20 protein-coding genes are annotated in these 22,083 nt (G+C 61.6%); 8 read left to right on the forward strand and 12 right to left on the reverse strand.

Annotated elements, in window-relative coordinates; all coding sequences use genetic code 11:
* Nucleotides 1–21 precede the first annotated feature (21 nt).
* The 3 genes from KHO31_RS24060 to KHO31_RS24070 form a co-directional block, all read right to left on the reverse strand.
* Complete coding sequence (locus KHO31_RS24060; protein ID WP_201108621.1) at nt 22–1,158, reverse strand: DSD1 family PLP-dependent enzyme; 1,137 nt, start codon at nt 1,156–1,158, stop codon at nt 22–24.
* Between the two features lie 4 nt (nt 1,159–1,162).
* Nucleotides 1,163–1,840, reverse strand: a complete 678-nt coding sequence (locus KHO31_RS24065; RefSeq protein ID WP_211624276.1) for an HAD family hydrolase — start codon at nt 1,838–1,840, stop codon at nt 1,163–1,165.
* A 130-nt stretch (nt 1,841–1,970) separates the two neighbouring features.
* Nucleotides 1,971–2,876 (reverse strand): LysR family transcriptional regulator, encoded by a 906-nt coding sequence (locus tag KHO31_RS24070; RefSeq protein ID WP_211624277.1) that lies wholly within the window; start codon nt 2,874–2,876, stop codon nt 1,971–1,973.
* A 410-nt stretch (nt 2,877–3,286) separates the two neighbouring features.
* On the opposite strand from KHO31_RS24070, the gene KHO31_RS24075 reads away from it, so the two are divergent.
* Nucleotides 3,287–4,234, forward strand: coding sequence for a hypothetical protein (locus tag KHO31_RS24075; RefSeq protein ID WP_236061744.1), 948 nt, complete (start codon nt 3,287–3,289; stop codon nt 4,232–4,234).
* A gap of 260 nt (nt 4,235–4,494) precedes the next feature.
* Nucleotides 4,495–6,018, forward strand: a complete 1,524-nt coding sequence (locus KHO31_RS24080) for a CoA-acylating methylmalonate-semialdehyde dehydrogenase (protein WP_201082384.1) — start codon at nt 4,495–4,497, stop codon at nt 6,016–6,018.
* 115 nt (nt 6,019–6,133) lie between these two features.
* Here the strand turns inward: KHO31_RS24080 and KHO31_RS24085 are convergent, their stop codons facing one another.
* The 7 genes from KHO31_RS24085 to KHO31_RS24115 all read right to left on the reverse strand — a co-directional run bounded on the left by KHO31_RS24085 (nt 6,134) and on the right by KHO31_RS24115 (nt 13,048).
* Nucleotides 6,134–7,498 (reverse strand): glutamine synthetase family protein, encoded by a 1,365-nt coding sequence (locus KHO31_RS24085; protein ID WP_201082386.1) that lies wholly within the window; start codon nt 7,496–7,498, stop codon nt 6,134–6,136.
* Nucleotides 7,499–7,602: 104 nt separating this feature from the next.
* A complete protein-coding gene (locus tag KHO31_RS24090; RefSeq protein ID WP_201082388.1) occupies nt 7,603–7,788 on the reverse strand; it encodes a hypothetical protein in 186 nt (61 codons plus the stop codon).
* Nucleotides 7,789–7,870: 82 nt separating this feature from the next.
* Nucleotides 7,871–9,211, reverse strand: coding sequence for an MFS transporter (locus KHO31_RS24095; RefSeq protein WP_201082390.1), 1,341 nt, complete (start codon nt 9,209–9,211; stop codon nt 7,871–7,873).
* Between the two features lie 52 nt (nt 9,212–9,263).
* Nucleotides 9,264–9,827, reverse strand: coding sequence for an isochorismatase family protein (locus KHO31_RS24100; RefSeq protein WP_201086070.1), 564 nt, complete (start codon nt 9,825–9,827; stop codon nt 9,264–9,266).
* 16 nt (nt 9,828–9,843) lie between these two features.
* Nucleotides 9,844–10,311, reverse strand: a complete 468-nt coding sequence (locus KHO31_RS24105) for a MarR family winged helix-turn-helix transcriptional regulator (RefSeq protein WP_211624278.1) — start codon at nt 10,309–10,311, stop codon at nt 9,844–9,846.
* 141 nt (nt 10,312–10,452) lie between these two features.
* Nucleotides 10,453–11,598, reverse strand: a complete 1,146-nt coding sequence (locus KHO31_RS24110) for a porin (protein ID WP_201082402.1) — start codon at nt 11,596–11,598, stop codon at nt 10,453–10,455.
* Nucleotides 11,599–12,133: 535 nt separating this feature from the next.
* Nucleotides 12,134–13,048: a LysR substrate-binding domain-containing protein gene (locus tag KHO31_RS24115; RefSeq protein ID WP_201082404.1), complete on the reverse strand. Its 915-nt coding sequence runs from the start codon at nt 13,046–13,048 to the stop codon at nt 12,134–12,136.
* A gap of 120 nt (nt 13,049–13,168) precedes the next feature.
* On the opposite strand from KHO31_RS24115, the gene KHO31_RS24120 reads away from it, so the two are divergent.
* The 5 genes from KHO31_RS24120 (at nt 13,169) to KHO31_RS24140 (ending at nt 18,384) form a co-directional block, all read left to right on the forward strand.
* On the forward strand, nt 13,169–14,056 hold the full coding sequence (locus KHO31_RS24120) for a HalD/BesD family halogenase (protein ID WP_201086071.1): 888 nt from the start codon (nt 13,169–13,171) through the stop codon (nt 14,054–14,056).
* A gap of 38 nt (nt 14,057–14,094) precedes the next feature.
* Nucleotides 14,095–15,321 (forward strand): M24 family metallopeptidase, encoded by a 1,227-nt coding sequence (locus tag KHO31_RS24125; RefSeq protein ID WP_201082408.1) that lies wholly within the window; start codon nt 14,095–14,097, stop codon nt 15,319–15,321.
* 94 nt (nt 15,322–15,415) lie between these two features.
* Nucleotides 15,416–16,453 (forward strand): ABC transporter substrate-binding protein, encoded by a 1,038-nt coding sequence (locus tag KHO31_RS24130; RefSeq protein WP_201108616.1) that lies wholly within the window; start codon nt 15,416–15,418, stop codon nt 16,451–16,453.
* A 105-nt stretch (nt 16,454–16,558) separates the two neighbouring features.
* Nucleotides 16,559–17,527, forward strand: a complete 969-nt coding sequence (locus KHO31_RS24135; RefSeq protein ID WP_201086072.1) for an ABC transporter permease — start codon at nt 16,559–16,561, stop codon at nt 17,525–17,527.
* A gap of 23 nt (nt 17,528–17,550) precedes the next feature.
* Nucleotides 17,551–18,384, forward strand: coding sequence for a quaternary amine ABC transporter ATP-binding protein (locus KHO31_RS24140; RefSeq protein WP_201082415.1), 834 nt, complete (start codon nt 17,551–17,553; stop codon nt 18,382–18,384).
* 40 nt (nt 18,385–18,424) lie between these two features.
* On the opposite strand, the gene KHO31_RS24145 is transcribed toward KHO31_RS24140, so the two are convergent.
* Complete coding sequence (locus KHO31_RS24145) at nt 18,425–20,002, reverse strand: tetratricopeptide repeat protein (protein WP_201082417.1); 1,578 nt, start codon at nt 20,000–20,002, stop codon at nt 18,425–18,427.
* Nucleotides 20,003–20,090: 88 nt separating this feature from the next.
* The gene (locus KHO31_RS24150; protein WP_211624279.1) at nt 20,091–20,795 is read right to left on the reverse strand and encodes an ArsR/SmtB family transcription factor; all 705 of its coding nucleotides are present in this window, start codon (nt 20,793–20,795) and stop codon (nt 20,091–20,093) included.
* A 147-nt stretch (nt 20,796–20,942) separates the two neighbouring features.
* On the opposite strand from KHO31_RS24150, the gene KHO31_RS24155 reads away from it, so the two are divergent.
* The gene (locus KHO31_RS24155; RefSeq protein WP_236071417.1) at nt 20,943–22,037 is read left to right on the forward strand and encodes an MFS transporter; all 1,095 of its coding nucleotides are present in this window, start codon (nt 20,943–20,945) and stop codon (nt 22,035–22,037) included.
* Nucleotides 22,038–22,083: the final 46 nt, after the last annotated feature.

The following is a 22,083-nucleotide window of genomic DNA, read 5'->3' on the forward strand; positions in this document are numbered from 1 at the left end:
CGTGTCAACGTTTTACCTGCCTTACCAGCCTTGAAAGCGCCTCCACTCGACACTGTTGCCATCCGCCGAAACCGCGTGATACTCGGGGAACTGCGCGCCGGTCGCGCACGCATGATTCGGCAGGATGCGCAGCTTCATGCCGATCGGAAAGCGCTGCGCGATGTCGTCGACATGCGCGCCTTCCTCCGATGACGACAGTATTCCGTGCTCCTGATTGGCGCCGCTCACCATAAAACCGCCAAGCGGTGTTCCATTCAGCAGGCATGGCTGGCCATAGCCGAAATCGTGCGGCTGCTTCGAGGTGCCGCGATCGCGGCTCATCGCCATCCAGCCTGCGTCGAGAATCGCCCAGCCTTTATCCGCCTGATGGCCGATCACGGTGGCGAGCACGCTGAGCGCGATATCTTCAAGCGCGCACACGCCGACGTTGTGCATGACCAGATCGAAGAACACGTAGACACCCGCTCGCACTTCGGTCACGCCGTCCAGTTGCTCGGCGGCCAGCGCCGTGGGCGTCGAACCGACGCTGACGGCTGGGCACGGAATGCCCGCGTCGCGCAGCCGCTCCGCCGCGCGCACGCAGCCCGCGCGTTCCTGCTCTGCTAGTGCGGCGAGCGCCTCCGGTGTATGAAGCTCGTAGCTGGAGCCGGCATGGGTCATCACGCCACCCACCTTGACCCCGTTCTCATGCAGAATCCGGCCGACTTCGAGCAGCGTGTCCTGTTCCGGCGTGATACCGGAACGGTGACCGTCGGTGTCCACCTCGATCCACACGTCGAAGGTTTCGCCGTGCTGGTCCGCAAATGCGGCGATGGCTGCGGCAGCGGTCGGATTGTCCACCACCAGCTTCAGATCGCAACCCTGGCGGCGCAGCGCCAGCGCTCGCGGCAGCTTTGAAGGCGCGATGCTGACCGCGTAAAGGATATCGCTGACGCCAGCCGCAAAGAACGCCTCCGCTTCTTTCAGGGTCGAGACCGTGATGCCGCGCGCACCGGCGGCGATCTGCGCACGGACCACGTCGATGCACTTGGTGGTCTTGACGTGCGGACGGAAAGCGACGCCCAGTGTGTTCATATGACCCTGCATTCGCGCGATGTTCTTCTGCATCCGGGGGATGTCGATCAGCGCGGCAGGGGTGTCGATGTGGTCGAGTTTCATACTTTCACCGGGGAGTAGAGTGGCTTTGCGCGTGGCCGAAACGGCTGAGCCACGGGACCAGCGGGTCGAGCGTCGGCGCTTCGATTTCGGGCGGCTGTGCGCCCGCCACCAGCGGCAGACCCACGCGGTTGTGCCAGTATGTCCGCAAACCGACCGCGGCCGTGCCGAACATATCGTAGCTGGAGCCGGCCACGAACGCGGCCTCATGGGCGCCTACGCCGAGTTTGCCGAGCGCGAGCCGGTAAGGCAACGGGTCCGGCTTGTACATGCCGGCTTCTTCAGCAGTGACGATAGCGTCCCAGTTGATCGGGAAAAGGTTGGCGGCCTGCGTGCCGAGGTGGATGGAGCAGTTGGTGACGATCGCCAGTTTGCAATGCGGGCGGAGCGCCTGCAAGGCGTCGAGGGCACCGCTCCATGGCGCAAGTTTCAGCCAGTCTGCTTCGAGCGCGAGCGCGGCGGATTCCGGCAACCCAACTTCGGCGGCTGCCTCGCGCACCAATTGTTCATACGCAATGTATCGGCCGCAGCCGTAGGTCAGGCGCAGATAGGCGGCACGCCACGCGCGGCCTGCCTGTTCGGAACCCGCGGCGTGATTCCATGAGGTCCACGAGTCGAGCAGGGCGGTCAGGAGATCGAAGAGAACCGCCTTGGGGTACGCGGTTGGGGGCGAGATGGAGGTCATGATTAAACCGGCGATGGACGGTAAGCCGATTATAAAGTTTCATTACCCGCGCGGCGTTCAGACAGCGTAACTCTAAGATTCAGTTTCAATGAACGCGCCATTCACGACCTGATTCACCAAGTTTCACGCTCTATCTTCTCCACGGCGGCAACGGTCTGAATCTGCCCTGCAGATACTGCATGAAATGCCGCGTGCGCGCCGGCAGTCCCGCCCGCTGATGCGTCAGCGCGATCACGTTGGCATCCGGTGTTTTCCAGCCCGGCAGCAGCCGCACGAGTCTTCCCTTCGCGATGTCGTCGGCCACGTCCCATTCGGAGCGCAGGATCACGCCGCGGCCTTCGCAAGCCCATTGGCGGATCACGTCGCCGTCGTTGCAACTCAAATGTGAAGAAACACGCACGCTGCGACGCGTGCGGCCCTTGCTGAACTGCCACAGCGAGACATCCTCGTTGTTCTCGCGCAGCACGATACACGGCAGCTTGCTCAATTCATCCGGCGATTCCGGCTGGCCAAACCGCTTGAGCAGTGCCGGCGCGGCGCATACGAAGCGCGCATTCGGTGCGATCGTATAGCCGACCAGATTCGATACCGGCAACTCGCCGATATGCACGACGATGTCGAAGCGGTCTATTGCCTCAGTCAACGGCTGGTCGGACAGCGTGAGCGCGACATCGATATCCGGGTTCTGCTGCTGGAAATCGGCGACGGCCGGCGCCAGGTGGCGCCGGCCGAATCCCAGCGGCGCATTGATTTTCAGGGTGCCGATCAGACCGCCCCGGCGCGTCTGCAAGTCTTCGAACAGCGAGTCGAACTGCTTGACCAGTTCGGCGCCGCGTTCACACAGGAGCGTACCTTCTTCCGTGAACTGCAAACGGCGCGCCGTTCGATTCACCAGTTGCGTGCCCAGTTTCTTTTCGAGTTGCTGCAGCCGCTGGGTTACCGCCGAAGGCGACAGTCCCAGTTTTCGCGCTGCGGCGATCAGGCTGCCACTTTCGCGGATGGTCAGCAGAAACCGGATATCGGCCGAGTCGTTCATGGCAGTAACGCTAGAGTTCGGGAGTCTGGCAGCTTAAAGCGTTTGGATGCGCTGTTCCAGTGCATCACAAGGCGTTGTGCAAGGTAAACTGACCCATCCGTAACGAAGCCGACAGCTTGACCCGCTAAAGTGTGCGTTTGAGCCAGGTGGGGCAGGCTGCACCTGCCGTCCATCGAGTCGTTGTCGCTTCCATTTGAAGAGAAGTCCAAATGCCGTTGCCACATGGACCGTCGAGCGGTCCCTCAGGTCCATCAAGCGCCGCTGGCGGATTGACCAGCATATCGAATGATCCGGCTGGCAGTCCGGGCGATGCCTCGCAGAAAAGTGCCCGGAAACAAGGGGTATTTCTCCACACGGGCTGGCGCAGTGCGGGAACGTGGATCTGGTCGCGTCTGCGCGCACTCGATTCCGTGACCGGATTCTATGAACCGTTCAGCAACGTGCTCGCCGATCTGAGCCTCGCCGACGTTTCCGCGTCCCGTCCTACGCTAACCTCTGGACACCCGCCGCTCGCTGCACCGTATTTCGAAGAATACCGGCCGTTTCTGCAAGAGGGCGCGAGAGGTGTAGCCGGATACAGGAAGCGCTTCGGCACCGATCGCTTCTCACCTGTACCCGACGCGGAATTCCCCGCATTGCAGGCCTATCTGACCAATCTGTGCGAGCGCACCGCCGAGCACGGCAACGTGCCCGTCTTCAAGTTTTGCCGGTCGTCGGGCCGGCTGCCGTGGCTCAAGCGCGCCTTCCCGCACGCCATGCACGCGGCCGTGCTGCGCAATCCCGCATCGCAGTTTGCCTCGGGGTGGCTGCTCAATCAGCAATGGAGCAACCCGTTCTTCGTGGCGGCACCGTTTCGCGTGCTGGGGCTGAATCAGTCGGAGCCGTTGGTCCGGCAAGCCATCGAAATCTGCGGCGTGAGCTTGCCGCCTGTTGTGCCGGCTTCGGATGACGCCTACGCCATGGCGTGCGAGCAATATGCGCGCACGGCGGAAGGCAACAACGCGTATCGGGCGTTTGTCGCGCTGTGGATCCTCTGTGCGGCCCGGATGGCGGATGGCGTCGATCTGACGATCGACGTCGACCGGTTGGGGCAGTCGCGCGAATACGCGGCTGGATTACGCGCCGAGTTTCAGGCGCAGAGCGGTTTGTCACCTGACTTCGGCAGTGCGCGCGATCTGGTCGAGGAAACACGTCGCAGCGCGGCCCGCATGGTGGGGATCGACGGCCGCTCGATGCGAGCCGTTCATTCCGCAGCGCTGAAATTCCTCAAGTCGCAGAACGCAGCGGATGCCGGCTTTACCGAACTCGTGCGGGAAAAGATGGTGCTGGCCAACGAATTGACCGAGCAATGGCGCTGAGCCTGCGTAACGGTTCCGTACTGCGCGGGGTCGCGCTTGCCAGACATGCTGGACGCGTGCGTCGCGTGCGGAGACCGCCCTGGCATGGGATAGGCGTCCTTTCCTGAGGTTGCGCCAACCTCGCCGGCCAATACAGTTGCCGCGCAAAAAACAATACAGTGAGGCGCGGTTTTATTGTGCTGTATCGGGAATATGACCGGCGCCGTCGATACAGTTGGCGGGTCAACTCTTGCGGCCTATCCCGAACACGAGGTAACGAAATGAATGCAGTGAACGAACAAGCGAAGCTGTCGGTGCAGCAACTGGGCCATTACATCGGCGGTGCGCCGGCTGCATCGGCCAGCGGCCGGTTCAAGGACGTGTTCAATCCCGCCACCGGCCAGGTGACCGGCTCGGTCGCATTGGCATCGGTCGAGGAAGTGGACGCGGCGGTCAAGGCTGCGAAGGCCGCGTTCCCCGCCTGGAGCGAAACCGCGCCGATCAAACGCGCTCGCATTCTGTTCAAGTTCAAGGAACTGCTGAACAAACACCACGACGAACTGGCGATGCTGATCACGCGTGAACACGGCAAGGTGTTCACGGACGCGCAAGGCGAAGTGGTCCGCGGTATCGAGGTCGTCGAATTCGCGTGCGGCATTCCGAACCTGCTGAAGACCGATTTCACCGACCAGATCGGCGGCGGCATCGACAACTGGAATCTGCGGCAGGCGCTGGGCGTGGTGGCGGGGATCACGCCGTTCAATTTCCCGGTGATGGTGCCGATGTGGATGTTCCCGGTTGCGCTCGCCTGCGGCAACACGTTCGTGCTGAAGCCGTCGGAGCGTGATCCGTCGGCGGCGTTGCGCATTGCTGAACTGTTGAAGGAAGCCGGTTTGCCGGACGGTGTGTTCAACGTCGTGAACGGCGACAAGGTAGCCGTGGATGCGCTGATCGAACACCCGGACGTCGCGGCGCTGTCGTTTGTGGGTTCCACGCCGATCGCCGAATACATCTACACGGAAGCGTCGAAGCGCGGCAAGCGCGTGCAGGCTTTGGGCGGTGCGAAGAATCACCTCGTGGTGATGCCGGACGCCGATCTGGATCAGGCTGTCGACGCATTGATCGGCGCCGCCTACGGTTCAGCAGGCGAGCGCTGCATGGCGATCTCGGTCGCGGTGGCGGTCGGCAATGTCGCTGATGAACTGATCGAACGCCTGGTGCCGCGCGTGAAGTCGCTGGTGATCAAGAACGGCGAAAACCTCGACGCTGAAATGGGTCCGTTGGTTACCGCCGAACATAAGGCCAAGGTGGCCGGTTATATCGACTCGGGCGTGGCGGAAGGCGCGAAGCTGATCGTCGATGGCCGTGCGCACCCGGTCACGAACGAGGACGGCTTCTTCATCGGCGGTACGCTGTTCGACCAGGTCGGCACCGAGATGAAGATCTACAAGGAAGAAATTTTCGGCCCGGTGCTGGCGGTGGTGCGCGTGCCCGATTTCGCGAGTGCGGTCGAACTGATCAACGCACACGAGTTTGGCAACGGCGTGTCGCTCTTCACGTCGGATGGCGGCGTGGCGCGTGCGTTCGGCCGGCAGATTCAGGTGGGCATGGTCGGTATCAATGTGCCGATTCCGGTGCCGATGGCGTGGCACTCGTTCGGCGGCTGGAAACGTTCGCTGTTCGGCGATCACCACGCGTATGGCGAAGAAGGCGTGCGCTTCTACACGCGCTACAAGAGCATCATGCAGCGCTGGCCGGATAGCATCGCGAAGGGTGCGGAATTCACGATGCCGGTCGCGAAGTAAGCCATCAAACGGTATTGCTGTAGTGAAAGAGCCGCGCCTGATTTTTTCAGGTGCGGTTTTTTTTTACAGTGTGTCGGCAGCGTTCGCGCGGCGCGCAGCGCCAGCCGACAAACAATCAGGCCTGGTTCAGATACCAGCGCCAGTCCTGCTCACCGACCTCGCTCATGAACTGACGGTACTCGGCGCGCTTGATCGCCATGAAAACCTTGAGGAATTTCGCACCGAATACGTCCTTCGCCCAGTCCGATTGTTCGAGCGCGTTCAATGCGCTGAGCCAGTCGGTCGGCAGCAGCGTCGTGGCTTGCGCGTAGCCGTTACCTTCGATCGGGGCGCCCGGATCGAGCCGTTCGCGAATGCCGTGATGCGAGGCCGCGAGAATCGCCGCTGCCGCGAGATACGGATTCGCATCGGCGCCGCACACGCGATGTTCGACATGCCGGCTCGGCGCCGGACCGCCCGGCACACGCAGACTGACGGTGCGGTTATCGACGCCCCACGTCGGCGTGAACGGCGCGTAGCTGTTTGCCTGGAAGCGGCGGTACGAGTTCGCGTTCGGGCAGAACATCAGCATCGAATCGAGCAGGCCATGCAGCATGCCGCCCACTGCCTCGCGCAGCAGCGGCGTGCCGGCCTTGTCTTCGGAGGCGAACAGGTTGTCGCCGGCTTCATTGGCGAGGCTCACGTGCATGTGCATGCCCGAACCCGCGATGTCGGCGAACGGCTTCGCCATGAAGCACGCGTTCATGCCGTGCGCGTTGGCGACGCCCTTGACGATGCGCTTGTAGCGCACGGCGTGATCCATCGCTTCGAGCGCGGGACCGTGTTCGAGTGTGATCTCGACCTGGCCGGGTGCGTATTCGGAAATCGCCGTGCGCACCGGGATGTTTTGTTCACGGCATGCGTCATACAGGTCTTTCAGGAACGGTTCGATCTGTTCGAGTTCGCGCAGGCCATACACCTGGGTAGTGCGCGGACGGCGGCCGTCGGTATCGAGCGCGGGTTGCGGACGGCCCTGTGCATCGAGCTTGGCGTCGAGCAGATAGAACTCGAGTTCGCACGCCATCACCGGATAGAAGCCATCCGCTTGCAGACCGTCGACGATGCGCGCAAGCAGTTGTCGCGGATCGGCGACGCCCGCGGGCAGACCTTCTTCGGGATGCATCTGCACCTGCACGGCGGCGGTCGGCATCTTGCGCCACGGCAGGCGCACGAGGCTGCCTGGCAACGGATAGGCGCGGCAGTCGATATCGCCGACGTCCCAGACGAGGCCGCTGTCTTCGGTGTCGTCGCCGTTGATAGTCAGATTCATGATCGCGCTCGGCAGCGGGCGGCCGCTGCGATACACGGCGAGCAGTTCCTCGCGATGCAGCAGCTTGCCGCGCGGCACGCCGGCGGCGTCGACGATAAAGAGTTCGAACAGATCGATGTCGGGGTTCTGTGCGAGGAAATTCAGCGCTTCCTGTTCATGGGCGAATTGCATGTCGGTTCTCTCTGCGCGTTGGCGCGTGCGTCGTCCTCCGCATCAGGCGTGCGGAGTGACGAAAAAATCGGAAGGGCGGCGCGGATGGCGGCCTTGGATTCAGCTCAGACGAGCGGATGCAGAGAGAGCAGCGGAGGGCGCGCGTGACGGCAATGCCAGATCGCCCAGAAAGCGAGAATCACGTTCAGCAAAGGATTGAGGCGCGCCATGGCGAGGCGCACGCGCGCGCACGCCGGATCGGCGTGGTGACTGCGGCTGATGCGGCTGAGTGACAATGTGGCGCGCTTCATGATGCTGCTGAGTATAGCTGCGGGGCGCGCGCGCCGCTCGATGAATTGACCGGGCACTTCACCGCGCCTCACGCAGCGACCCTTAAACGCCAGCGGATGAATCCTCTTCCGCTTCACTCAGCACGGCATTCTGCACTGCCGTGACGGGACTGACATAAGGCGGCGCCTGGCGCGGGTCGTCGATGCTGTAACGCAACCGGCCCGACTCGACATACACGCGCAACTGGCGATACTTGACCAGATACATCAAACCGACGATCGCCGCCGCGAAACCCGATGCAGCGCCGACCCCGAGCGCCCAACGCGGGCCAAAACGATCCGCGACCCAGCCCACGACCGGCGCGCCGAGCGGCGTGCCGCCAAGCGCGATGGCGAGCAGGATCGCGATGACCCGGCCGCGCATGGCGGGTTCGGTGGAGATTTGCACGAGGCTGTTCGTCGAGGTGTTGAACGTCTGCGTCGCCGCGCCGACTACGACGAGTGCCAGGCCGAACAGCACATAGTTCGGCATCAGCGCGGCCACCGTGCAACTCACGCCGAAAATCGCCGCTGCGCCAAGCAGTATCGCCATGCGAGGTTTTGCTCTGCGTGCGGCGAGCAGCGCACCGGTCACCGAGCCAATCGCCATCGTCGAGCTCAACACGCCGTATTGACTCGCGCCCGCATGAAACGCGGTGACCGACATGGTCGAGATGAAGATCGGGAAGTTCAGCCCGAAGGTGCCGATCAGAAACAGCATCAACAGCGCGGCCTTCAGATCGGGACGCGTCCACACATACTTGAAGCCTTCCACGAAACTGCCACGCGTGCGTGTCGCACGCGGTTTCAGATTCAGTTCGCTGAGGCGCAGCGTGCGCAGCGAAAAGAGCACGGCGATGAAAGAGAGCGCGTTGATCAGAAACACCCAGCCGGTGCCTACCGAGGCGATCAATAGCCCTGCGACGGCGGGCCCGATCATGCGCGCCGCGTTGAACGAGGTGGAGTTCAGCGCGACCGCGTTCGACAGATCGGCTTCTCCCACCAGATCGGAGACAAAGGTTTGACGCGCCGGTGAATCGAACGCGGTGACGCAGCCGAGCAACCCCGCAAACACATAGACCTGCCATAGCTGAACGAGGCCGGTCACGGTGAGAATCCCGAGACCCAACGCCAGCGAACCCATTGCCGCCTGGGTGGCGAACAGCAGCTTGCGGCGGTCGAAATGATCGGCCGCATAGCCGGTTAGGGGCAACAGGAGCATTTGCGGCCCGAACTGCAGCGACATCACAATGCCCACGGAGGTTGCATTGTGATGCGTGAGTTCCGTGAGCACGAGCCAGTCCTGCGCCGTGCGCTGCATCCATGTCCCGATGTTGGAGACGATCGCGCCGCTGGCCCAGACCCGGTAGTTGAACGTGCGCAGCGAACGGAATGTGCCACTCATCGGAACATCCCCGTGTGGACGATCTGCGCCATGCAGCGGTTCAAACGTCGGGTCATACGCGCGATGTTTCGAGCAGATCGAGGACGTCCTGCGTCGTGCCGGTTTCACCGAGGCGCGGGAAGATTCGCGCGATGCTGTTGGTATGCGCGTCGAGGTTCATGTCCGTCATTGCGTCGACCGCGAACGTGACGTTGAAGCCGAGTTCGTGTGCGAAACGCGCGGTGGATTCGACGCCGATGCTGGTGGCCACACCGACGAGCACCACCTGCGTGACGCCTTGTTTGCGCAGATAAGCTTCGAGGTCTGTATTCGTGAACGCGCCCCAGGTGCGCTTGGTCACCAGATGATCCGACGGCTGCCGATTCAGTTCAGGAACGAGGTCAGCGAAGCCGGCGGGGAAGTCACCGGCAGGACGCGACTGTTCCGCGCGGCCGGGCGCGCCGCCCGCCACATTGACGAGTACCACGGGCAGACCGTGACGGCGAAATGCATCCGCCAGACCAACGGAGCGCTTGACGACTTCGCCGGTGGGGTGGGCGGTGGGCAGCGCGACGATGCCTTGCTGCAAATCGATGACGACCAATGCGGTGTTTGCGTCGAGCGTGGTGAGGGCCATGGTGTTTTCCTGGGAGTTACGAGTCGATGAGACGTTTGAGCAAGTCGACGCCAATCGCGAGTTGTTTCTGTTCAGCGGCGCTGAAGCGGGTCTGGATGCTACGGAATAGCCAGTCTTCGCGTGCCGCGCGGCTTGCCTTGATCTTTTTGCGGAAGGCCGGCGTGAGGGACAGAACGGTTTGCCGCCCGTCGTTTGGGTCTGGTGCGCCGCTCACGAGTCCGGCAGCTTTCAGAACCGAAAGCGTCTCGCCCATGGATTGCGGACGCATGCCATGGAGGCGGGCTAGCGTAGTGACCGTTGCCGGACCTTCGCGTTCCAGCAGGAGGAGAACCTGCACCTGCGACGGCGTGAAATCGCCCACATGCGCTTCTTCGCGCAACCGGCGGCGCAACTTGCCGACGAGGACGCGCAAGTTTTCCGCCGTTGCGTGCAGGGCGTCGGGATCAGAGAGGGGCCGTGCGGGCTGAGTGTCGTTGCTGGACATACCGGCAGATGTGAAGGTTACCTTCGTAGGTTACCTTCGCATCTGCCGGGAGTCAAGTTGACTGAGTTGACGGTGGAGTGCGGGGCGAGCCGCGCATTCCATGTCTGGCTTGAGTGTTGGAGTCGAAGCGTGGCGCGGCGTCTAGAACTTATGGCGAAGTGCCACGCGCGCCACGACCTGATTTTGCGTCGACGAGGGAGACTGTGTGCCTGGGATGAACGCGTCGTCGAGAATCGAATTAGTCGAACTGCCGGCGACCTTCTGGTACTCGCCCTGAACGTAGACGTCTGTGCGTTTGGACAGGTTGTAGTCCGCCATCAGTCCGACGGAGTGGATTTTGGGTTTCACGCTGCCTGTCGACGCGTCGTAAGTCTCCATCGTGTAGACATACTGTGCGCCGACAAAGAACGCTGGTGTGATCTGGTATTTGCCGTTCACTTCGAAGTTCTGGTATTTGAGCGTATTCAACAGGACCCCGTTCGCGGCGAGCGGAATGCCGATATAACCGTTGCCGGTGGGATCTTTGTAATTCGAGTTGGTATACGCGAAGCCAACGGTAGCTGAGCCGAACGTGTAGTTGATCCCGCCGCCGAACACGCGCATGCGGCCGGCGATGAAACTTGCGTCGTTTGCGGTGATTGCACCGTTCGACCCGGCGCCGGGATTATTCGCTTGCAAATAGGCTGCGGCGAGGAGCAGACCGCCGTTTGCGTATTGAGCGCCGAAGCTGTACTGACGATTGTTGGCGAAATTCGTATCGTTGCTGAAGCTATAGGTGCCCCCGAACTGGAACCCCGAGATATCCGGGCTGGCGTATTTGATGGTGTTATCGACACGGAACGAGTTATCGGTATTGTCGTTGTCGTAGGGGTGGGCGAACAGATAGCCTGCCCAATTGCCGTTGGCGGTGGTCTGCGCGAGATAGTCGACCACCGAGTCGTACTGGCGGCCTAGTGTCACGCTACCGAAGCGGTCGCTGCTCAGACCCACATAGGCTTGCCTGCCGAACATGCGGCCACCCTGATTGAGTCGCCCGGAATTCAGATCGAAGCCGTTTTCGAGTTGAAAGATTGCTTTGAGGCCACCGCCGAGATCTTCCGAGCCTTTCATGCCCCAGCGACTGCCTTGTGCGTAGCCGCTTGCGAGTTCCACGACGCTACCGTGCCCGACGTTATTGGTGTAGTCGATACCCTCATCGATGACCCCGTACAACGTCACACTGCTCTGTGCGAAGGCGGGGGAGGCGACGGCACTGACCAGGGCGATAGCGATGACTTTCTTTTTCATAAGATCTCCAGAATAGTTTGGCAAGTAGCCGACGCACGATTTTCCGGCCAATACTTTTTGCAAAGCGAGGAATTCTGATGGCATCAATCGGAAACGCCGATGGAGCAAGCACCGGAGCGCTCCAACCGAATAGCGGCACATTTGCGATCCGAATTACTCGGAGGGCAAGGGAGATCGAACAACGCGCGAAGTGGGGCGCAGCGAAGCGTAGTGCACCGAAACGAGATGAGAGAGGGGAAGCGAAGCAGACGGTTTAAGAAAATGCGCATCGGCGCGCGCAGCGCCGCCGGAAGCATGACGGCTTTGTCACCAGGGCTGAATGTGCGAGAGCACAGATTCCAGATGGACCACTACCGCGCTGTGCGGGGGACCCGCTTAAGAGCTGGCGGTTTGAGCCGCTTTCTTTTGCCTACTTTTCTTTGCGGCAGGCAAAGAAAAGTAGGTGCCGCCCCGCACAGGGGCAACGCTAATAGACCACTAACAATTCAAGGAAAGGCCAAAGAATCCAGATCAAGGAACCACCAAAACCGCAAAACTAGGCGGTAATAGGAACCGCCACATTCCGCCTCTCCTCCACCATCTCCTCAATCAAACCCGCGAGCACATCCACAGCCGGATCCCGATTAACAGAAGCCCGATGCAACTCCAGATCCGCCGCAGGCAAAACCGGCAACCCATCCTGAACCCCAAGCACCCGCCAGTTATCCGGCAAAGTACACCGATCGATAATCGTGACGGCAGCGCCGTGATTAACCGCAACCTTAATCCCAGTAGGACTCTGACTCGTATAAACAACCTGATACTGCCGATCAAGCGCGGCAAGCGCTTCAAGCCCCCGCTGCCGATAACAGCAGGTTTCAGGAAACAAAGCCAGTGGCACAGGCGCGTCAGCCTCCAGAACAAAATCCCGATGCGCCGCCCACACCACCTCCTCACGTCCCAGATGCCGCCCGCTGGTCTGCGACCCATGCCGCACCACCAAGGCGAGATCCAGCTCCCCAGCCTGCAAGCGCTCCAGCAATTCCAGCGACATCCGGCAATGAATATGCGGCCGCGCGCCCGGCCTCAGCGCATAAAACTTCTTGAGCAACTCAGGCAGCCAAAGCTCGGCATAGTCCTCGGGCAAGCCAAACCGGATGACCCCATCGCTACTACACCGGTTCAGTGCGGCGATGGCCTCGTTCTGCACCTGAATAATGCGCCGCGCGTGAATTAGAAAATTCTCGCCATCGCGCGACAAGGCCAGCCGCCGGCTGTTACGCAGAAACATATGCGTTTCCAAGCGCTCCTCCAGCGTGCGGATCCGCAGACTGATCGTGGATTGTGTGCGGTGCAGCAGTTTGGCCGCCGCGGTAAACCCGCCGCTATCGACCACGGCAACGAACGCCCGCACCAGTTCGGGATCCAGAGAACTCAGTTTTGACCAATCGGGTCCGCTGATGGAAGCCATCGGAATTACTCGCTTTCCAAAGAAATTTGGCGATCAAAACATGGGGGCGTCAGTGAGGTGATTGTTGTCGAAAACAATTCGCGTCACAAATCAGTCCGAACCCCTATCTGGAGTCCCGCCGTGTCAGTCCGTCTTCCTCTTGCCGATGCCGAATGCAACGATTTGAGCGACATCGTCGATACCGGGCGCTATCCCTTGCACGATCCGGACCATCCCCGCATGCGCGAGCTGATCGCGAGCTGCCGCGCCCACCTGGCGGGCAACGGCAGCGCCGTGCTGCACAACTTCCTGCGGCCCGAGGCGCTGGCCCAGGCGCGGGCCGAGGGCGTGGCGCTGGCGGCCAAGACCTACTTTTCGACTCGCAAGGTCAACGCCTACTTCACCGCGGATGATCCGTCGCTGCCCGCCGATGATCCGCGGCGCGTCTTCATGGACCGCACCAGCGGCTTCGTCACCCGCGATGTGATTCCCGCCGACGCGATTGTGCACCGCATCTACGTGGCCCAGGCGATGAAACGCTTCGTTGCCGCTTGCCTCGGTGAAGCGCGCGTCTGGGAATACGCGGACCCCTACGCCGGACTGGTGCAAAACGTCATGCCGCCGGGCACCGAGCAGCCGTGGCACTACGACACCAACGAATTCATCGTCTCGATGATGACGCAACAGCCGGAAGCGGGCGGCGATTTCGAGTATTGCCCGAATATCCGCTCGCCCCAGGGCGAGAACTATGGCGACGTGGGCAGCGTGGTGCGCGGCGAAACGCGCGCGCCGATCAATGTGATCACGTTGCAGCCCGGCGATCTGCAACTGTTCAAAGGACGCTTTTCGCTGCACCGCGTCACAAAGGTGCAAGGCGGAATCGACCGGCATACGGCGATCTTCGCGTATTCGCAGAAGCCGGGCGTGATCGGCCGCCTCGAACGCACGCGCCAACTGTATGGCCGCGTGTCCGAAATGCATCTGGAAGCCGAGCAGCGCCTCGTGCGTGCCGACAATCTGGTCGATTGAAGCTGTCCTCTCATATAACCCACGTCCCCTCAAAAAACATGACGATTATTCGCCCGACCCACCGCCCGGAAGATTGCGAACCGACTGCCGAGGAAATTGCCCAGATTCAACGCGACCGCCTTGCCGCCGTGCGCCGCGAGCTGAAAAAGCGCGATCTGACCGCCGCGATCCTGTTCGACCCCACGCACATGCGCTATGCGACCGGCTCGCGCAACATGCAGGTCTATTCGATGCGCAATCCCGCGCGCTACCTGTTCGTGCCGGCCGAAGGCAAGGTCGTGCTGTTCGAATACGCCGGCTGCGATTTTCTTGCCGACGGACTCGACACGGTCGATGAAGTACGGCCCGCCACCGCGATTTCCTATTACTTCTGCGACGATATGCTGGGCCGCGTCACCGAACGCTGGGCCGATGAAATCGATGAACTGGTCAGGCAGAGTGGCGGTGGCAAACGCATCGCGATCGAAAGCGCGACGTCGGCTGCTGCCTTTGCGTTGCAGGCACGCGGCTATCAGATCAGCGACGCGCAGGAACCGCTCGAACGGGCACGCTCGATCAAGGTGCCCAACGAGATCAAGATGGTCCGTTCATCGCTGCGTGCCGCCGAAGAGGGTGTGCGTAAGCTGGAAGCGGCACTCGTGCCCGGCATCAGCGAAAACGAACTGTGGTCGCATCTGCACAAGCACATCATCGAAACGGACGGTGATTACGTGGAAACACGTCTGATCAGCTCGGGTCCGCGCACCAATCCATGGTTCCAGGAGAGCAGCCCGCGGAAGATCCAGACCGGCGAACTGGTCGGACTCGACACGGACGTCGTGGGGCGCTTCGGCTATTACGCCGACTTCTCGCGCACCTTCCTGTGCGGCGACGCTCCGGCCACGGCGGCACAGAAGACGCTCTACAAGCTGGCCTATGAACAGGTGCATTCGAACATGGAGAACGTGCGCGCCGGCACGACCTTCCAGGACTTCATCGCGAAGGCGTGGAAGATTCCTGGTCCCTATCAGGCGCGCCGCTATTTCGCGCTCGCGCATGGCGTCGGCATGACCGGCGAATATCCGTACATCGTCCATCGCGAGGACAACGACGCCAAGGGCTATGACGGCGTGATCGAGCCTGGTATGACGCTGTGCATCGAAAGCTATATCGGTCATGAAGACGGTGGTGAAGGCGTCAAGCTGGAAGAGCAGGTGTATGTGCGCGACGACGGCCGCGTGGAACTGCTGTCCGACTATCCATTCGAGAAGCGCCTGCTCGCTTGAGCGCACGACGTGTCCTCACCGGCATGTGAGGCAGAGGTTTGGCCTCTCGCGCATGTCGACTCAATGCAATTCAACACTCCAAGGGTGATCGACGATGCAATTCAGACAACTTCGGGTGGTACTGTGCGCCGCCGCCATGGCTTTGACCGGGACGGCCGCGCACGCTGCGGATAGCTGGTGCGCGCAAGGCAAGACGGTGCATTTCGCAGGCATTACGTGGGAAAGCGGCTCCTTCGCAACCGAGGTGCTGCGGCAGATTCTGGAAAAGGGCTACGGCTGCAAGACCGATGTCGTGCCGGGCAGCACCGCGGCCACCGAAACCGCGCTCGCACACAACGACGTGCAGGTGTGGGCGGAACAATGGACCGGGCGCAGTGAGATCACCGCGAAGGCCGTGGCCTCGGGCAGTGTGAAACTGGTCGGCGACACCTTGCCGGGTGGCACGAAGGAAGGCTGGTTCGTGCCGGAATACGTGGTGAAGGGCGATCCGAAACGCGGCATCAAGCCGGTCGCCGCGGGCCTCGTTTCGGTAACCGATCTGCCCAAATACAAGAGCGTATTCGCTGACGACGAGGAACCGGACAAGGGCCGCTTTCTCAACTGTCCGACGGGTTGGGATTGCGAACGCGTCAACACACGTTTGCTGAAGGTGTTGAATCTCGACGCGAGCTACACCAATTTCCACCCAGGCACCGGTGCCGCCCTCGATGCCGCTATCGCTTCCGCGTATCAGCGCGGGGCGCCGATCGTGTTTTATTACTGGGGACCGGCTGCATTGATGGCGAAGTACAAGTTCGTCGAATTGAAGATGCCTGCCTATAACGATGCATGCTGGAAGACGTTGCGCGACGAGAGCAGCACCTCGCAATGCGCATCCTCGTACATGGTCTCGCATGTCACGGTAGGTGTATCTACACCGTTCTACGACGCCGACCCGCAACTCGTGGCGATGCTCGGCAAGGTCAAGTTTCCGATGGACTTCCTCAATAGCACGATCCTCGAAATGAGCACGAAGAAACTCGACGGCTCAGCCATGGCCACGCAATTCCTGCGCGAGCATCCGGAGATGTGGAAACAATGGGTGCCTGCCGACGTCGCGTCGAAAGTGCAGGCCGGACTGGCGGGCGTCTGACGGGCAGTAACGTCAGGCAGATTTCGACGGCACGAGGTCTTGATACCTCGTGCAGGACAGCAGGTGTCGTACAGCCTGTTGTCCACCTGCAGTGGAGGGTTGATCATGAGTTCGTTTTTTCTGCATCTTTCGATTGCCGATTGGGTGAACGATGCCGTGCAATCGTTCGTTACCCGCTATGGCGACAGCTTCCATCAGTTCAGCATCACAGTGTTGCGCTATGTGCTCGTGCCACTCGAAGGCGCACTGCGCGCGTTACCGCCATGGCTGATCCTGCTGGCGGTCGGCGCGGTGACGTGGAATGCGACGCGGCGCCTGAGCATTGCCGGCTTCTTCATGCTGCTGCTCTATGCGATCGGTTGCTTCGGCCTGTGGGAAAAGCTGATGCAAACCCTCGCGTTGATGCTGGTGGCGACGGTGCTATCGGTCTCGCTCGGTGTGCCGCTCGGCATTCTCACCTCGCGTAGCGCATGGCTGCGGCGCGTGCTGTTGCCGACACTCGACGTCATGCAAACACTGCCGAGTTTCGTCTATCTGATTCCTGTGCTGATGCTGTTCGGCCTAGGCAAGGTGCCGGCGATTCTCGCCACGATCATCTATGCGTTGCCGCCGCTGATTCGCCTGACTGATCTCGGCATCCGTCATGTGGATAGCGAGGTGGTCGAGGCGGCGCGTGCGTTCGGCACGACACGCTGGCAATTGCTGGTGAATGTGCAGATGCCGCTGGCGCGGCCCAGCATCATGGCCGGCATCAACCAGACGACGATGATGGCGCTCTCGATGGTGGTGATCGCCTCGATGATCGGTTCGCGCGGGCTCGGCGAAGACGTACTGGCGGGCATTCAGACGCTCGACGTGGGCAAAGGAATGCAGGCGGGGATTGCCATCGTGATTCTCGCGATCGTGATCGATCGCATCAGCCAGGGCTATGGCCAGGACCGCCGCACGCGACGTCTGGTCGCGCAGCGCAGAAAGGCCAAGGCTGCCTCTCGCATTCCGTATCGCGTGAGCACCACGAATACGGATGAAACGTCGACGGCTGACGGTGGGCTCGAAACCCGTACGGCCAAGTAACAGGAAAAAGCGAGGAGAGCGACATGGCAGCGATTGAAGTCAACCACGTGTACAAGCTTTTCGGGCCGCCGACCAGTCATGCGCGCGTGCTGGATCTGTTGCGAAACGGCAAGGGCAAGGCGGACGTGCTGGCCCAGACCGGTTGCAATGTCGGTCTGAACGACGTCAGTTTGCATATCGGCGCCGGAGAAATTTTCGTGATCATGGGACTGTCCGGCTCCGGAAAGTCGACCCTGGTGCGCCATTTCAACCGGCTGATCGAGCCGACGGCCGGCGAGATCGTGATCGACGGCTCGGACGTCATCAAGCTCGGCGCACAAGGTTTGCGTGACCTGCGGCGCTACAAGGTCAGCATGGTGTTCCAGAATTTCGGACTGTTGCCGCATCAGACCGTGCTCGACAATACGGCGTACGCGCTGCGTGTCCGTGGCGAAAGCAAGTCTGAGGCTAATGAGAAAGCCCGGGTCTGGCTCGGCAAGGTGGGCTTGAACGGTTACGACGAACACTATCCGGACGAGTTATCCGGTGGTATGCGCCAGCGGGTCGGGCTGGCCCGTGCGCTTGCCGCGGATACGGACGTGCTGCTGATGGACGAAGCATTCTCCGCGCTCGATCCGCTGATTCGCACGGAAATGCAGGATCAGCTGCTGCAACTGCAGGCTACGCTGCAAAAGACCATCGTGTTCATCACGCACGATCTCGACGAAGCACTGCGGATCGGCAACCGCATCGCGATTCTGCGCGACGGCAAACTCGTGCAGGAGGGTACGCCCAACGAGATTCTGACGCGCCCTGCGGATGATTACGTGAGGCGCTTTGTCGAGCGCCGTTCGGATCGCGGCACGGCTAGCCATTGATGCTTACTTCGTCTGCGCATCGACGCGCGGACGCCGGGTTTCACGGCGCAACCTGCGCGAAGTCGGGCAAGCCATCTCCGGGCGGGAGCCTGTCGTCGACCGAGAGGCCGCTGCAATCCGGTACCGGAGCGGCCTTCGTTGCAACGGTCTCGATTCCGGCGTGGCTATCCGGGTTGGCAACCCGGATCGTTTCAGCTTGCATGGCGACGCTGCAACCGAGCGCCTCGAGTAGTGAGGTCGAGTTAGTCGCGCGGCATTCCTCGTGCAGGTTGTCGGCCCAGCTCGCATAGTCGAGGAGCTTGCGCCGTTCTTTCTGATCCCCGAATAGTTCGGCATACCTGGCATAGGCGAGTCCCGCGTGTGTCGGATCCATCTCGATGGCGCTCACGTATTCTCGGCGCGCGCCCTTGTCGTCGTCGAGCAGCTTGAGCGTTTCCCCCAGATTGACGTGTGCCTCCTGGTAGTCCGGTTTCAGGTAAACCGCTACGCGGAAATCGTCGCGCGCGTTTTGCAGGTCGGTTCTGGCCTCGGTGGAATGACGGTCCGGCGCCTGTCTGGCGAGTGCCAGCCACGCGCGGCCAATGGCATTGAACGCAGCCTCCCGGGACGAACGCAAGGCGATGGATCGCTCGAATGCGCTGATCGCCATCTTGTGACAACCGAGTTCGCCGAGTGCGACGCCCCAGTTATAAAAGCTCCAGGACGAAGGGTATTCGGCGGAGAGGCGGCTGACCGCGTCGATTTCGCCGTTGTAATCGTGGTACGCCTCATCGATCTTCGATAGTGCGAGCAGGGCCCATTTGTAATTCGGCTGTTCGTCTCCAGCGTCGACAATGCTCGACAATACCCGCTCAGCCTCGGAGAAGTCGCAAACTCCCTTACCGGTGTAGCAGCGCGCCTGAGCTTCGGCCGACTCATACGACGCGTAGATATAAGGGCTGTGCTTCTTCAGCACATCGAGGGCGAGATTGGAAAGATTCTGCTCCAGATCGGCGATCGAGCCTTCGGGCGTGTCAAAACGATACACCGCGCCGCGCTCCGCCAGGACCAGATGCAAAACGTAGTGATCCGGATTGCCGGTTACGCTGCCCGAAATGGTCGAGACCGGAAGCGGCAGCGCCTCGCGCACGTATTGCAGGATCGTCTTTGCGGAAATGGACGTGCCGGGCACCGAGAAATCCGGCATGTCGGAATCGAGCTTGATTTCTTCCTTGGCCGAGGCGGGTATCACATCTGCCGCGCGCTCTTCGAGAGCGATCAGATGGCCCGCAACGAACGACTGGAACGCCTCGCCGGAATAGCCGATTCTGGTGAACGCCTCCGGCACGTCGATGTTTTCAATGAGCGTCTCGCGTGCGAATACCAGCTTCCACAGCATGGCTGCGGCAAGACATGCGCCGATAAGCAGCAGCACGTTCATCGACACCATGCGCAGGTCGGTCGTGAAGGTGGCGAGCTTCGCGAGGCGGCCTTCGTGCGAGGTGCTCGTTTTCTTCGGCGTCGGCTTTGGCTTCTGTTCCGGCTCGGGCCCGGCTCCGGGATGCGCTTGATCGGTTGGCTTGACCGCTTTCAGATGCGAGGGGCGATGAACTCCGCGATGATGTTTCTGTGCGTGCACGCTGCCTCCCCTCGATGAGCCGGCTTCAACAAAACGAACCGGCAGGGCGGGGATTTAACAATTGAGCGGATGCAGCGAGAGTGTTTCCCTAATCAGCTTTGCAAGCTTCGCGCACGATGCCGAAATGTTGATTGAGCCCATCCCATCCGAGCGTTGTGATGGTCACCGACCGCGTAGTGGGCGACCTGCGCATCCAGCCCCACGCAAGGAACGCGTCCATGAGCCGGGCGCCTAACGGCCCCGCGACGTGATACTGCCGCTCGGTCCAGTCGAGACATTGGCGTGCGTGTTCCGGTTTGTCGAACGCCGGATCTCCCATGTCGATGCCAAGTTGCTGCAGCCATTCGCGACCGGTCGTGGTGAGTGCATAGTGACGCTCGCCGGCCTTGATGATGAGGCCCCGCGTGAGCATGCCCTGAGTCACCGCGACGCCGATCTGCCCCGCCAGGTGGTCGTAGCAGCAGCGTGCAAAACGCAGCGCCTGGGCCGAGCGACTTGGTGTGTTGCGCCACGCCGGCGTGACCGGCCCGACCGACGCGAGGCTTTCAAGCAAGTGCGAAACGTGCGCGCCGGCGAGCCGGTAATAGCGGTGCCGGCCCTTGCTCTCCACGCTCAGCAAACCGCCGTCGAGCAGCTTGGCGAGATGTGAGCTGGCGGTCTGCGCGGTCACGCCTGCCGCTTCCGCCAGCGCGCTGGCCGACAGGGCGCAGCCGTCGGAGAGTGTGATCAGCATCACCGAACGAACTGGCTCTGCGATCAGGTGCGCAACGCTCGAAATATTGTGCTGGCCCATTTTCTGGAACGTCCGTCGTTGATGCGTGGTTGGTCGCTGCTGGCAGGCAAAAAACCGTTGAGTGGAACACTTCGATACAGCCCGAAGCATTCTCGGTGCGGGCCACCTTATAGTCAACGGTGAACCGATAAATAGGGGCTGGAACTCTTGAACAATGAACGTGAATATCAGAAGCGGGTACTCATCGCGACGAGCCTCAGCTACGTCATTGTCATACTCGATACGTCGATCGTAAACGTCGCGCTGGAGCCGATTGCAGCCAGTCTGGGTTCGGATATCAGCGGCCTGCAATGGGTGGTCAACGCCTATACGCTGACATTTGCCAGCCTGCTGCTGAGCGGCGGCGCATTGGGCGACCGGATCGGCGCGAAGGCGGTCTATCTCGCCGGATTGTTGATTTTCGCCGGCGCGTCCGCGTTATGCGGGGGGGCGCCGGATTTGCAGATTCTGGTTGCCGCCCGCGTCGCGCAGGGCGTCGGCGCGGCATTATTGGTCCCGTGTTCGCTGACCCTTATCAATCATGCTTTTCCGGTTGCGCGGCAACGAGCCAGCGCGATCGGGGTGTGGGCCGGATGCGGCGGGATCGCGATGGCGGCGGGGCCCCTCGCCGGTGGTCTGCTGATTCACCTTCTCGGCTGGCGAAGCATTTTTCTGGTGAACGTGCCGATCGCGCTGATCGGCGCCTGGCTGACCACGCGCGTCGATTCGGTCCGTCCGGCCGCGTCGGGCCGGTCGATGGATGTCATCGGTCAGATGCTCGCCATCGTGGCGCTTGGCGCGTCGGTGGCCGTGCTGATCGAGGGAGCGAAGCTCGGGTGGCACGCTGGCGTCATACGCACGGGCACCGTGATTGCGCTCGCCGCCTGGATTGCGTTCGTGCTGGTCGAGACAAGGCGCAAACAGCCGATGCTGCCACTGGGCTTCTTTCGGAGTCCGGTATTTTCGGCGTCGGCGTTCGTTTCGCTGATTTCTGGCCTGGTCTTCTATGGGTTGTTTTTCCTGCTGAGCCTGGTCTTCCAGTCGGCTCGCGGATGGACGCCGTTGCAGACCGGCCTGGCCTTCCTGCCGCTGACCGCGATGGTGACGATTGGCAGCTTCGCATCCGGCGCGTTGAACCGGGCGTATGGCGCGCGAGTCCTCGTCTGGCACCATCGAAAGGACGCCGCTGGCACTACGCGAAGTTTCGGAATACTGCGACGATACCGGCCCTCTCCTGAAGATGTCGTCGTGCGCGAAACGTAGCAATCGATCTGACTCTCGATTCTCCGTTTAATGCGAACCAACGACT

It is taken from the genome of Paraburkholderia domus (assembly GCF_905220705.1).
GTDB lineage: Bacteria > Pseudomonadota > Gammaproteobacteria > Burkholderiales > Burkholderiaceae > Paraburkholderia > Paraburkholderia domus.

Excerpts from the sequence above, each read along its gene's own strand:
- KHO31_RS24135 (WP_201086072.1), top strand. The coding sequence starts at position 16,559 with ATGAGTTCGTTTTTTCTGCATCTTTCGATTGCCGATTGGGTGAACGAT.
- KHO31_RS24130 (WP_201108616.1), top strand. The coding sequence starts at position 15,416 with ATGCAATTCAGACAACTTCGGGTGGTACTGTGCGCCGCCGCCATGGCT.
- KHO31_RS24105 (WP_211624278.1), bottom strand. The coding sequence starts at position 10,311 with ATGTCCAGCAACGACACTCAGCCCGCACGGCCCCTCTCTGATCCCGAC.
- KHO31_RS24095 (WP_201082390.1), bottom strand. The coding sequence starts at position 9,211 with ATGAGTGGCACATTCCGTTCGCTGCGCACGTTCAACTACCGGGTCTGG.
- KHO31_RS24070 (WP_211624277.1), bottom strand. The coding sequence starts at position 2,876 with ATGAACGACTCGGCCGATATCCGGTTTCTGCTGACCATCCGCGAAAGT.
- KHO31_RS24140 (WP_201082415.1), top strand. The coding sequence starts at position 17,551 with ATGGCAGCGATTGAAGTCAACCACGTGTACAAGCTTTTCGGGCCGCCG.
- KHO31_RS24115 (WP_201082404.1), bottom strand. The coding sequence starts at position 13,048 with ATGGCTTCCATCAGCGGACCCGATTGGTCAAAACTGAGTTCTCTGGAT.
- KHO31_RS24090 (WP_201082388.1), bottom strand. The coding sequence starts at position 7,788 with ATGAAGCGCGCCACATTGTCACTCAGCCGCATCAGCCGCAGTCACCAC.
- KHO31_RS24110 (WP_201082402.1), bottom strand. The coding sequence starts at position 11,598 with ATGAAAAAGAAAGTCATCGCTATCGCCCTGGTCAGTGCCGTCGCCTCC.
- KHO31_RS24125 (WP_201082408.1), top strand. The coding sequence starts at position 14,095 with ATGACGATTATTCGCCCGACCCACCGCCCGGAAGATTGCGAACCGACT.
- KHO31_RS24100 (WP_201086070.1), bottom strand. The coding sequence starts at position 9,827 with ATGGCCCTCACCACGCTCGACGCAAACACCGCATTGGTCGTCATCGAT.
- KHO31_RS24060 (WP_201108621.1), bottom strand. The coding sequence starts at position 1,158 with ATGAAACTCGACCACATCGACACCCCTGCCGCGCTGATCGACATCCCC.
- KHO31_RS24085 (WP_201082386.1), bottom strand. The coding sequence starts at position 7,498 with ATGCAATTCGCCCATGAACAGGAAGCGCTGAATTTCCTCGCACAGAAC.
- KHO31_RS24150 (WP_211624279.1), bottom strand. The coding sequence starts at position 20,795 with ATGGGCCAGCACAATATTTCGAGCGTTGCGCACCTGATCGCAGAGCCA.
- KHO31_RS24080 (WP_201082384.1), top strand. The coding sequence starts at position 4,495 with ATGAATGCAGTGAACGAACAAGCGAAGCTGTCGGTGCAGCAACTGGGC.
- KHO31_RS24065 (WP_211624276.1), bottom strand. The coding sequence starts at position 1,840 with ATGACCTCCATCTCGCCCCCAACCGCGTACCCCAAGGCGGTTCTCTTC.